At 70.6% G+C, this 12447-nt stretch carries 8 protein-coding genes; 7 read left to right on the top strand and 1 reads right to left on the bottom strand.

All coding sequences use genetic code 11. The annotated features are described in order from the left end of the window. Positions 1-199: 199 nt before the first annotated feature. The 6 genes from ACFZBT_RS11275 to ACFZBT_RS11250 all read left to right on the top strand — a co-directional run bounded on the left by ACFZBT_RS11275 (position 200) and on the right by ACFZBT_RS11250 (position 9492). Positions 200-2068 carry a glycogen debranching N-terminal domain-containing protein gene (locus tag ACFZBT_RS11275; protein WP_391101304.1) on the top strand — a complete coding sequence of 623 codons (1869 nt, stop codon included), beginning with the start codon at positions 200-202 and terminating at the stop codon, positions 2066-2068. A gap of 131 nt (positions 2069-2199) precedes the next feature. Continuing rightward, on the top strand, positions 2200-2958 hold the full coding sequence (locus tag ACFZBT_RS11270) for an NUDIX domain-containing protein (protein WP_184589838.1): 759 nt from the start codon (positions 2200-2202) through the stop codon (positions 2956-2958). 110 nt (positions 2959-3068) lie between these two features. Then, positions 3069-5486: an ATP-binding cassette domain-containing protein gene (locus ACFZBT_RS11265; protein WP_391101484.1), complete on the top strand. Its 2418-nt coding sequence runs from the start codon at positions 3069-3071 to the stop codon at positions 5484-5486. Positions 5487-5647: 161 nt separating this feature from the next. Further along, positions 5648-6535, top strand: coding sequence for an FCD domain-containing protein (locus tag ACFZBT_RS11260; protein ID WP_391101301.1), 888 nt, complete (start codon positions 5648-5650; stop codon positions 6533-6535). A 427-nt stretch (positions 6536-6962) separates the two neighbouring features. After that, positions 6963-8504 carry an RNA polymerase sigma factor gene (locus ACFZBT_RS11255; RefSeq protein WP_391101299.1) on the top strand — a complete coding sequence of 514 codons (1542 nt, stop codon included), beginning with the start codon at positions 6963-6965 and terminating at the stop codon, positions 8502-8504. Positions 8505-8655: 151 nt separating this feature from the next. After that, positions 8656-9492 (top strand): trypsin-like serine protease, encoded by an 837-nt coding sequence (locus tag ACFZBT_RS11250; RefSeq protein WP_391101297.1) that lies wholly within the window; start codon positions 8656-8658, stop codon positions 9490-9492. Between the two features lie 144 nt (positions 9493-9636). Here ACFZBT_RS11250 and ACFZBT_RS11245 read toward each other — a convergent pair whose 3' ends face one another. Beyond that, positions 9637-9867 (bottom strand): hypothetical protein, encoded by a 231-nt coding sequence (locus ACFZBT_RS11245; RefSeq protein ID WP_184589764.1) that lies wholly within the window; start codon positions 9865-9867, stop codon positions 9637-9639. A 441-nt stretch (positions 9868-10308) separates the two neighbouring features. On the opposite strand from ACFZBT_RS11245, the gene ACFZBT_RS11240 reads away from it, so the two are divergent. Then, positions 10309-12432, top strand: coding sequence for a DNA gyrase subunit B (locus ACFZBT_RS11240; RefSeq protein WP_391101293.1), 2124 nt, complete (start codon positions 10309-10311; stop codon positions 12430-12432). Positions 12433-12447 lie beyond the last annotated feature (15 nt).

Here is a 12447-nt window from a genome sequence, read left to right as displayed (position 1 = left end):
ATCCACGTCGGGGCACGGCTCACCCGCATCGCCCTCGGCTCCTGGCAGGGCGGCGTCGCCCACCGAACACGCGCCCCCGCCCCCACCCCGGGGTGCCACGATCCCCGGACTGCGCTGGTCCGCAGACCTGCCGCCCGCCCACACAGCGATGATCTGCGTCGCCCTTCCCGGTTTGGCCATCTCGACGGAGGAAGGGCAGATGACCGGCCAGGGGCTGGAGGGCTTCTATCGCGGCGGCCGGCGCGTGCTCTCCCGGTGCGAGATCCGCGTGGGCGGACGGGAACCCCTCGCCGTGCAGGCCCGCATGGCCTCGGCTGACCGCGCCAGGTTCGTGGGCACGCTCCGTACGTCCCCGCAGGCCGGTCCGGACCCGGATGTGGTCGTGGAACGCAACCGCTTCGCGGACGGCACTGAGCGGATCACTCTGCACAATGCGGCTCCCCGCCCGGTGCGCCTGCCGGTCGAGGTGGTCCTGGGCACGGACCTGGCCGACCTCGGCTCGATCGCTTCGGGAACCGCGGGACCCGAACTCCCCGCCAGCGTTTGCGGCTCCGGCCTGCGCTGGTCCAGCCCCACCGGCAACGCGTCCGTGACGGCCGAACCGCCTCCCTCGGACGCCCTGGCCTCGGCCGGACTGCTGCGGTGGGAGCTCGACCTGCCGCCGGGCGGAAGCAGAAGCGTGGAACTGCGGGTGCGGCCGGACGGCGCGGGGCCTGTCCGAGCTGTGGGCCGCGCCGCGACCAGCCCTCTGGCCGCGGCGAGTGCGGAAGGCGACGACCCCGGAGTTTCCGCCCTCCTGCGGACGAGTATCGAGGACCTTCAGGCCCTCTTGCTGCGCGACTCCGCGAACCCCGCCGACACCCATCTCGCCGCCGGGGCACCCTGGCGCTGCGGCCTGGCACCCGCCGATGCGCTCGTCGCCGCCCGGATGGCCCTACCGCTCGGCACGGGCCTGGCAGCCGGCACGCTCCGGATCCTCGCCCGGACCCAACTCACCGGACCGGGGCCGCAGTCCGGGATGATCCCCGGCCCGAGACGGGACGCCGGGCCGTACCTGCCGCCGCAGTGCACCGGTACGGAGGCAACGCTGCTCTTCCCCGTACTGCTCGCCGAAGCCCGACGCTGGGGGCTCGGCGAGCAGGAGACGGAGGAACTGCTGCCCGCCGCCGAGCGCTGCCTGACCTGGCTGCGGACCACCGTGGGCGACAGCACGTATCTGGGCGACCCACACCCCGGCGGCCCCATCCGCTGCGAGACACAGGCCCACGCCCACCGTGCCGCACTGCTCGGTGCCGAGCTGCTCGACGCCTGCGGCCGTACCGGCGGAGCGGCACTCCGGGAGTGGGCGCAGGCCTTACGGCCCGCGTTCCGGGAGGACTTCTGGCTCGACGACCGCGGGGGCGGCAGGCCCGCGGCAGCCCGTGCCCCGGACGGCAGGCCCGTGCCTCACCTGGGTGCGTCCGCCGTCCATCTTCTCGACACCGGGCTGCTGGGCGGGGGCACGGTGGCACCCGGTCTGCTCGACAAGGTCCAGACCGAGAAGCTCGCCCGGCTGCTCGGCAGCCCGGTCATGGACTCGGGCTGGGGCCTGCGTGGACTGGGCGCGAAGGAACCGGGATTCAATCCGTTCGGCCACCGCGCCGGCGCCGTACGGATCCAGGAGACGGCACTCGCCGTCGCCGGTCTGGCCGCGGCGGGCTACGAGAAGGAGGCGAGCTCGCTGCTGCGCGGCGTACTCGAGGCCGCCGAGAGCTTCGCCCATCGCCTGCCCGAGATGTACGCGGGGGAACAGCGTACGGAGGGAAGCGCTCCCCTCCCGCACCCGGCGGCCTGCCGCCCCGCGGCGACCCCGGCGGGGGCCGGAATCCTGCTGCTCACCACGCTCGCCGGCATCCGCCCCGACGCCCCGGCCGGGACCGTCACCTTGCGCCCTGTGCGCAGCGCACCCCTGGGCGAGGTCGGCTTCACGGGACTGCGTGTGGCGGGCGCCCCGTTCTCCGTGCGGGTCAGCCGGCTCGGCCTCGTCATGGTCGAGGAGGCGGCCGACGGACTGCAGCTGGGGGCTTGACCTGCCAAGACAGAACATCGCCGGATCACCGGGGATCGACTCCGAAGCCGATACCCGACCGAAGTGGATCAATAAGCGAAGCGAGCCGAGAAGGGAGTGTTTATCGTCAGGCAGACGACTATGATCGCCGCATGCCCTACGACCCGTCAGCGTTTCCGCCCTTCGCCGTCACCGTGGACCTGGTCGTACTGACCGTGCGTCGCCATGCCCTGTGCGCGCTGGCGGTACGCAGGGGCGAACCACCGTTCCAGGGGCGTTGGGCACTTCCCGGCGGTTTTGTACGGGCCGACGAGGACCTGGCCCAGGCCGCGGCGCGCGAGCTGGCCGAGGAGACGGGGCTGCGCGTCCACGACCCGGCTGTCCCCGCCCAGGACAACGGCGCACATCTGGAGCAGCTCGCCACCTACGGCGACCCCAAACGGGACCCCAGGATGCGGGTGGTCAGTGTCGCTCACCTCGCCCTCGCTCCCGACCTGCCCGCGCCCAGAGCCGGCGGCGACGCCAGCAACGCGCGCTGGGCTCCGGTCGAGGAACTGCTGCAGCAGGGCGGTTACGGGCGTGACGCCGAGCCGGTCGCCCCGCTCGCCTTCGACCACGCGCAGATTCTGGCGGACGGAGTGGAGCGAGCCCGCTCCAAGATCGAGTACTCGTCGCTGGCCACAGCCTTCTGCCCGCCCGAGTTCACGGTCGGAGAACTGCGTCGTGTCTACGAGGCGGTGTGGGGGGTGGCGCTCGACCCGCGCAACTTCCACCGCAAGGTCACGGGCACCCCGGGTTTCCTCGTACCCACCGGTGGGACGACCACCCGCCAGGGCGGCCGCCCCGCACAGCTCTTCCGGGCGGGTGGCGCGACGCTGCTCAACCCTCCGATGCTGCGCCCCGAGGTGTGACGCCGGGCCTGGAACGCGATCCGCCCGCAGCCCGAGCACGGGTGATTGCCCCACCCGAGACGGCCTTGCGCTGCCCGGAAAAACGGACATAGCGCGCTATCTTGCTGCGAGTGATCCAGGCCTTCGGACTGACCAGCAACCCTCGCAAAGAGCTTCCGCCCGCGGCCGACGACGTCTCCTTCGAGGCGCGAGCGGGCCGCGTCACCGCACTGCTCGGAGCCCCGGGTGCCGGCAAGACGACAGTCCTCAGGCTCATGCTCGAGCTCCAACAGGGTCGTGGCATCACCTACTTCCGGGGCCGCCCCCTGCACCGGATCGCCCATCCCTCACGCGAGGTCGGCGTGCTGCTGGGTGACGTGCCGGGGCACCCGGCCCGCACGGTCCGCGGCCATCTGCGCATGCTGTGTGCCGCCGCGGGGGTTCCGGTCCGGCGTGCGGACGAAGTCCTCGAGGCGGTCGGGCTCGTGAGTCTGCGCGACGAACGCCTCGGTGCCCTCTCGCGCGGCATGGACCGCCGTCTCGGACTTGCCTGTGTCCTCCTGGCCGACCCGCACACCCTGGTCCTCGACGACCCGGCCGACGGGCTCTCCGTCCGCGAGGGCGGCTGGTTGCACGGCATGCTTCGCGCGCACGCCGGTCATGGCGGCACGGTCCTGTTCACCACGGCCGACCCCAAGGAGGCCGCGCGCACCGCCGACCGTGTGGTCACGCTGGAGCAGGGCAGGCTCGTGGCCGACCAGGAGGCCGTGGAGTTCTCACGCACCCGCCTGCGCCCCCGTGTGGCCGTACGCAGCCCCCACGCGGCCCGTCTCGGCGCTCTCCTCACCAAGCAGGCCCGCACCGCCCAGCGCTCCGTCGAAGTCGTACGAGAGGGCGACAACCGCCTCTCCGTGTACGGCAGTACCTGCGCGGACGTCGGGGAGACCGCGTTCCGCCACGACATCGTCGTCCACCAACTCGCCGACGAGATCGGCGACATGGGCCCTGGGGCAGGAGTCTCGCAGCCAGGTGATCGACACGGCTGTCTGGATGAGGGCCTTGCCGGATCGAGGCAGCCGGCGGGCGAGGAGCGGCAGTGGGCTGACACGGCGCGCGCCTCCGCCGACAAGCCGGATCGCGACAGGGTCGAGCCGGAAGACGGCAGCGTCGAGCAGGACGGAGCCGGCGCCGAGCCGGAGCGAGTCCCGGCCCAGCCGGCATGCATCACCAACGCCCTCTCCCCAACCGCCGTGCCCCGGGCCGGTGAGCCGGAGCCCTCGCTGGACGTGTCGGCACCGGCCACGCCGGACCCCACGGCCGCCGCCCCTGAGCCGCGCCCCACCCTCGAGCTGCGGCCCACCGCTGACGCCCCGGATCCAGTCGCCGACGAGCCGCTGCCCGCTTCCGGCGATGCGCAGCCCGCCATCGAGCCCCACGAGTGCCCGGACGCGTCCGCGGCCGACCACTCGGGCGATGCGGCGGCCCTTGTCCAGGCCGAACCTTCCCGGGAGCTGAAACCCACCCTCGCGCCGCAGCCCACGGCTGATCCCCCGGAACCGGTCGCCGACGAGCTGCTGCCCGCTTCCGGCGATGCGCAGCCGGTCGTCGAGTCCCACGAGTGCCCGGACGCGTCCGCGGCCGACCACTCGGGCCATGCCACGGCCCCTCCCCGGTCCGCCTCCTCCCCAGCCCCCGAGCCGCACCCCGTCGAAGCCCGCGGCGCGGCTCGCACCCTCGACGCGCTGCCCCCTCTGCCGCCTCCCATCTCCGTCCGCCCAGCCCCCAGTCCCCTCCGCCCCCTCCGCTACGAGATCCGCCGAGCCGCCGGGATCGGCACCGGCTTTGTCACCGGGGCCGTCGTACTCGTCGTGTCCGCCGTGACCGCCGTCGTGCTCGCGCGCATCGGGCACACCCCGCAGCCGCGCCTGCTGGCGGCGTGGCCGCGGGAGCTGCCCCTGCCGCCCGCTGCCCTCGGCGCGGGACTGCTCGGCGCGCTGTCCTTCGGTGACGAGTTCCGCCACCCCGCCCTGGCCGCGGACCGCGGCACCGTGCCCCGCCGGCTGGGGCTGCTGGTCGCCAAACTGCTCGTCTCGTCAGCCGCCGCGCTGGCACTGGCCGTCCTCACCGTCGGCTGCGACGCCGAGGTGCTCTATCTCGTCTACGGACGGGAACTCGCGCAGGTTTCCGCCGACTGGCTGCCCCTGAGTGCGAGTTGGGTCGGTCTCGTCGTCGGCTGTGCCTGGGCCGGCGTACTGGCCGCCGGTGTCTTCCGGTCCACCACGGCCGGCCTCGCCGCGGTGGCCGCCGTGCCCCTACTCGTCGTACCTGTCGTTCACAAGGTCCTGGACGGACCGTCCGTTCGAACCGCGGCCGGACTGCCGCTGCGACTGCGCGAGGCCCTCGTGCCGCGTTGGCCCTTCGGGGGAGAGCGCTACCTGGAAGCCGCGCTCGGCGTGCTGTCCCAACCTGTCGGTGGCGCAATGACGTTGTCGCTGGCCGCGCTGCTCTGCGCGTACCTGCTCACCACCCTCCGGAGCAGGTTCCGCTGACGACTGTCCGTAACCCCCCGTCCAGCCATGCCCACAACTCCCCGCAGAACGCCCATTTCTTTCCGATAAGGCGTCAATTGCGACGGGGTGAGCGATCACCCTTTCGTGTGCTTTTCACCAAAGACCTCAAGGGAGTTGGAGACGGCGCCGACAAAGGATGCGTGAGTACCCTTGCGCACACCATGATGACCGCCGCCCGCTCCGCTGACTCCGGCCTCGCGAGCCCGGGCGAACTCGACCGCTACCCGTACGCCGAGGCGCCCGCCGTCGACCGCGTCGGGGCCTCTGCCTGGGACGGCGCGGACCCTGAGCTGGGCCGTGTGGGCCGACGTGCCGCGGGCAGCCGCGGACGCGGGCTGCACGGCCAACTCGTCCAGCAACTGGGTCAGATGATCGTCTCCGGCGACCTGGGCGCCGACCGCCCGCTGGTGCCCGAGGAGATCGGCCAGCGCTTCGAGGTCTCCCGCACCGTCGTCCGCGAGTCGCTCCGCGTCCTGGAGGCCAAGGGCCTGGTGAGCGCCCGACCGAACGTCGGCACGCGCGTGCGCCCGGTCGGCGACTGGAACCTCCTCGACCCGGACATCATCGAGTGGCGGGCCTTCGGGCCGCAGCGCGACGACCAGCGCCGCGAGCTGAGCGAGCTGCGCTGGACGATCGAGCCGCTCGCCGCCCGCCTGGCAGCCGGCCACGGGCGCGAGGACGTCCAGCAGCGCCTCGTGGACATGGTCGAGATCATGGGGCACGCGATGGCCCAGGGTGATGCGCTCACGTTCTCCCGAGCCGACTCCGAGTTCCACTCGCTGCTCATCCAGGTCGCGGGCAACCGCATGCTGGAGCACCTGTCGGGGATCGTCTCCGCGGCCCTCCAGGTCTCGGGCGGTCCGGTCACGGGCTGTGACCGGCCGAACGAGACGTCGCTGGCGCATCACGGACGCATCTGTGACGCCCTCGCCGCCGGTGACGGAGCCGCGGCCGAGACGGCGATGCGGCAACTTTTCACGGTCCACCCCGAGGTGGAACGGGTGGTGCCCGCCCCGCGCGAGCACTGACCGCGTTCCGCGGGCGGCGCGGCCGGGTGTGCCACCCCCCTCCTGTGGCAGCGCCCGATCGATGAACCGCCTCCCGTCGGACCCCGCGGGATCTTCGCGATCCCGCGGGGTCCGACGGCGCGAAGGGGTCGCCCATCCGCAGCAGCGGTAAGATCACGTCCAGGAGTGACAGCCTCTATCCGTATCTGACCGTTTTTATCCGCTTACGGGGTGTGACTCGGGCCACGCGGATTGGGCGTAACGCTCGCGGGAAGAACGCGATGACCTAAGAGGTGACAGCCGCGGAGGGAATACGGACGCCGTTCACGGCGCTGTGCATCTTCCCGGCCCCCGCCCGCGCCGTCGGCCCATCCCCAAGCCGGCGGTCGGCTCCTGTCCACTGTGGACGGGGCCGGAAGCCGTTTTCCAACGTTCCGAGAGGTTGTTCGTGTCGGCCAGCACATCCCGTACGCTCCCGCCGGAGATCGCCGAGTCCGTCTCTGTCATGGCGCTCATTGAGCGGGGAAAGGCTGAGGGGCAGATCGCCGGCGATGACGTGCGTCGGGCCTTCGAAGCTGACCAGATTCCGGCCACTCAGTGGAAGAACGTACTGCGCAGCCTCAACCAGATCCTCGAGGAAGAGGGTGTGACGCTGATGGTCAGTGCCGCAGAGCCCAAGCGCACCCGAAAGAGCGTCGCAGCGAAGAGTCCCGCCAAGCGCACCGCCACCAAGACGGTCGCGGCCAAGGCGGTGACCACCAGGAAGGCCACTGCCACCGCCACGCCGGCGGCGCCCGCAGCCGAGCCCGCCGCTGAGGAAGAGGCGCCCGCCAAGAAGGCGGCCGCCAAGAAGACGACCGCCAAGAAGGCGGCCGCGAAGAAGACCGTCGCCAAGAAGACGGCGGCCAAGAAGACCAGCGCCAAGAAGGACGACGCCGAACTCCTCGAAGAGGAGGTGCTCGAGGAGGCAGCCCCCGGCAAGCCCGGCGAGGAGCCCGAGGGCACGCCGGAGAACGCGGGCTTCGTACTGTCCGACGAGGACGAGGATGACGCGCCCGCACAGCAGGTCGCGGCCGCCGGTGCCACCGCCGACCCGGTCAAGGACTACCTCAAGCAGATCGGCAAGGTCCCGCTGCTCAACGCCGAGCAGGAGGTCGAGCTCGCCAAGCGCATCGAGGCCGGTCTGTTCGCCGAGGACAAGCTGGCCAACGCCGACAAGCTCGCCCCCAAGCTCAAGCGCGAGCTGGAGATCATCGCCGAGGACGGCCGCCGCGCCAAGAACCACCTCCTGGAGGCCAACCTCCGTCTGGTGGTGTCCCTGGCCAAGCGCTACACCGGCCGCGGCATGCTCTTCCTGGACCTGATCCAGGAGGGCAACCTCGGTCTGATCCGCGCGGTCGAGAAGTTCGACTACACCAAGGGCTACAAGTTCTCCACGTACGCCACCTGGTGGATCCGTCAGGCGATCACCCGCGCCATGGCCGACCAGGCCCGCACCATCCGTATCCCGGTGCACATGGTCGAGGTCATCAACAAGCTCGCGCGTGTGCAGCGCCAGATGCTCCAGGACCTGGGCCGCGAGCCCACCCCGGAGGAGCTGGCCAAGGAACTCGACATGACCCCCGAGAAGGTCATCGAGGTCCAGAAGTACGGCCGCGAGCCCATCTCGCTGCACACCCCGCTGGGCGAGGACGGCGACAGCGAGTTCGGTGACCTCATCGAGGACTCCGAGGCGGTCGTCCCGGCCGACGCGGTCAGCTTCACGCTCCTCCAGGAGCAGCTGCACTCCGTCCTGGACACGCTCTCCGAGCGCGAGGCGGGCGTCGTCTCCATGCGCTTCGGTCTCACCGACGGTCAGCCGAAGACCCTCGACGAGATCGGCAAGGTCTACGGCGTCACGCGCGAGCGGATCCGCCAGATCGAGTCCAAGACCATGTCGAAGCTGCGTCACCCGTCCCGTTCGCAGGTGCTGCGCGACTACCTCGACTAGTCGCCGGTCGCACGACGCGGAAGGCCCGGGCCCCGGGGGGCCCGGGCCCTTCCGCGTCGTGCCGCGTCTCTCCGTGTCCTTCCGCGGGTGCGGCGCGGCGCCGGGTGAATCACTCTGGGTGTTCAGTGAACACCCAGAGTGAGGAGTACGTATGCGTCGTCGCCTTGCCCGGGCCCTGGCCCGATCGCTGGCCCTGGCCGCCGCGGCGTTCGCCATATCAGTGGCCTCCAGCACCCCTGTGGCCGCCGACAGCGTGGTCATAGGCGGATTCCCGGTCGATGTGTCCGAGAGTCCGTGGACGGTCGCCCTGTCCAGCCGTGACCGGTTCGGGGGTACGCGCGCGGGGCAGTTCTGTGGCGGTGTGGCGGTCGGTCGCAGCACCGTGCTCACCGCGGCCCACTGCCTGGACAAGGAGGTCTTGGGCGTCGCGCCGGAGCGCGTACGCGACCTCAAGGTCATAGCGGGACGCACGGACCTGCTCTCGGACCGCAGCGGCCGGGAGATCGCCGTGCGGCGGTCCTGGGTGAACCCGGCGTACGACGGTGTCAGCAACTTCGGGGACTACGCCGTACTCACTCTGGCCGAACCTCTGCCCCCGGGTTCGGTCATCGGTATGGCGGCCGACGGTGATCCCGCGTACGCCGTGGGCGGGGTCGCGACGGTGTACGGGTGGGGCGACACGTCCGGCGCCGGCGAGTACCCGAACAGTCTGCGCGCCGCGCGTGTGCGCGTGTTCTCCGACGATCTCTGCGAGGACGCCTATCCGGGCGGTTCCGACGGCACGTACGAAGCGGAGAGCATGCTGTGCGCGGGGGAGAGGGAAGGAGGCCGGGACGCCTGCCAGGGCGACAGCGGGGGGCCGCTGGTGGCCCGGGGGCGGGTGATCGGGCTCGTGTCCTGGGGGATCGGCTGCGGGCGGGCCGGCAGCCCCGGGGTGTACACGCGTGTGTCCGAGGTCATGCGGACGCTCGGCTGGACACGGGGGTGAGGGGAGCCGAAGGGACTCGGAGGGCGTCCGATGGAGCCTGAGCGGGGCTTGTGGGGACGAGGACGGGCGGCTGCCTCTGCTCTTCAGAGGCAGCCGCCCGTTCACCGGCCTGTGCCGTGCTGGCTCGTCGTCGGACGCGAGGTCTCAGCGCTCTTCTTCGGAGGCGGTCGCGGGAACGGTCGTGAGCCGCTCCGTCTCGTCCTGTATCTCAGCGGCGATCTTCTTGAGTTCCGGCTCGAACTTGCGACCGTGGTGGGCGCAGAAGAGCAGTTCTCCGCCGCTGAGCAGGACGACGCGCAGGTACGCCTGGGCGCCGCAGCGGTCGCAGCGATCAGCGGCCGTCAACGGGCTCGCGGGGGTCAGAACAGTAGTCACGTCGCCTCTTCTCTAGCTCGACGAGCTGTCGTACCAGGGTCAACATCCAACCAGCCATAAAACGTTCCCGCTCGTGGCTTTTCCTCGAAAAAATCTTGCGAGGCGGCTGTCTGCTGCCGGTTGGCGGCGAATGTGCCGTATTGCGTGTCTATGTGTCTTACGGGGCTTCGCGTTGTATCGGTGGTCGGTCCTCCCGGCTGGGTTGCCGGTTGTTCATGAGGACGTGCCCGGAGCCTAAATGGTTCATGCCTGGAAGGGAACGTGATGTGTACTTCACTCCATCGAGGGATCGAACACGCATGCGAGCCTGGACTAGTCTGAGTCTCTGACGAGGGTGGCGTTACAACGGCTCTACCAGGCCTCGGTACCCTCTCACCGGTGACTGAAGCCGCGCCCTTACCCATGAGGGCCCCATCTGAAATTCAGCGAGGAGCGAACCGCGTGACCGCCGAAACGTCCGTGCCGTCCACAGCTCTGCTGGCAGGAGCAGACCGGGACGGTTCCAACTACACCGCGCGGCACCTGCTCGTCCTTGAGGGGCTCGAGGCCGTGCGGAAGCGCCCGGGCATGTATATCGGGTCGACCGACAGCCGTGGTCTCATGCACTGCCTCTGGGAGATCATCGACAACTCCGTCGACGAGGCCCTGGGCAACTACTGTGACCACATCGAGGTCATCCTCCAGGACGACGGGTCCGTCGAGGTCCGCGACAACGGCCGGGGCATCCCGGTCGACGTCGAGCCCAAGACCGGCCTCTCCGGTGTCGAGGTCGTCATGACCAAGCTGCACGCCGGCGGCAAGTTCGGCGGCGGCTCGTACGCCGCCTCCGGCGGCCTGCACGGCGTCGGCGCCTCCGTGGTGAACGCCCTCTCCGCCCGCCTGGACATCGAGGTGGACCGCGGCGGGCACACCCACGCCATCAGCTTCCGGCGCGGCGTCCCGGGCGCCTTCGCCGGGAACGGCCCGGACGCCAAGTTCGAGGCCAAGGGCGGGCTGCGCAAGGCCAGGAAGATCCCGAAGAGCCGCACCGGCACGCGTGTGCGCTACTGGGCCGACCGCCAGATCTTCCTCAAGGACGCCAAGCTCGCCCTGGAGACGCTGCACCAGCGCGCCCGCCAGACCGCGTTCCTGGTGCCCGGCCTGACCATCGTCGTGCGCGACGAGTACGGGCTCGGCGAGGGCGGCAGCAAGGGCGAGGAGTCCTTCCGCTTCGACGGCGGAATCAGCGAGTTCTGCGAGTACCTGGCGAACGACAAGCCGGTCTGCGACGTCCTCCGCTTCTCCGGGCAGGGCTCCTTCAAGGAGACGGTCCCCGTCCTGGACGACCACGGCCAGATGACGCCCACCGAGGTCACTCGCGAACTCGGCGTCGACGTCGCGCTGCGCTGGGGCACGGGTTACGACACGACGCTCAAGTCGTTCGTGAACATCATCGCCACCCCCAAGGGCGGTACGCACGTCGCCGGTTTCGAGCAGGCCGTCGCCAAGACGATGAACGAGGTGCTGCGTACCAAGAAGCTCCTGCGCGTCGCCGAGGACGACATCGTCAAGGACGACGCTCTGGAAGGCCTCACCGCGGTCGTCACCGTGCGTCTCGCCGAGCCCCAGTTCGAGGGCCAGACCAAGGAGGTGCTCGGCACCTCGGCGGCCCGCCGGATCGTGAACAACGTGGTCACCAAGGAGCTCAAGGCGTTCCTGACCTCCACGAAGCGGGACGCCGCCCAGCAGGCCAGGGTCGTGCTGGAGAAGGCCGTCGCCGCGGCCCGTACGCGTATCGCCGCGCGCCAGCACAAGGACGCGCAGCGGCGCAAGACGGCCCTGGAGTCCTCCTCGCTGCCGGCCAAGCTCGCCGACTGCCGCAGCGACGACGTCGACCGCAGTGAACTCTTCATCGTCGAGGGTGACTCCGCGCTCGGTACGGCGAAGCTCGCCCGGAACTCCGAGTTCCAGGCCCTGCTGCCGATCCGGGGCAAGATCCTCAACGTCCAGAAGTCGTCCGTGTCGGACATGCTGAAGAACGCCGAGTGCGGCGCGATCATCCAGGTCATAGGAGCCGGATCGGGCCGGACGTTCGACATCGACACGGCTCGCTACGGCAAGATCATCATGATGACCGACGCCGACGTCGACGGCTCGCACATCCGCACCCTGCTCCTGACCTTGTTCCACCGCTACATGCGGCCCATGGTCGAGGCCGGCCGGGTCTTCGCGGCGGTGCCGCCCTTGCATCGCCTCGAGGTCGTCCAGCCGAAGAAGGGCCAGGACAAGTACGTCTACACGTACTCGGACCGGGAACTGCGCGACAAGCTCATGGAGTTCCAGAGCAAGGGCATCCGCTACAAGGACTCGATCCAGCGCTACAAGGGTCTCGGCGAGATGGACGCCGACCAGCTGGCCGAGACGACCATGGATCCGCGCCACCGCACCCTGCGCCGTATCAACCTCACCGACCTGGAGTCGGCCGAGCAGGTCTTCGATCTGCTGATGGGCAACGACGTGGCACCGCGCAAGGAGTTCATCTCCAACTCGGCGGCGACGCTGGACCGGTCGCGGATCGACGCGTAGCCGCCGCACCGAGCC

Source organism: Streptomyces sp. NPDC008137 (genome assembly GCF_042957035.1).
Lineage (GTDB): Bacteria > Actinomycetota > Actinomycetes > Streptomycetales > Streptomycetaceae > Streptomyces.
The sequence above is the reverse complement of the archived record's forward strand: the minus strand, read 5'-3'. Positions and strand labels throughout refer to the sequence as shown.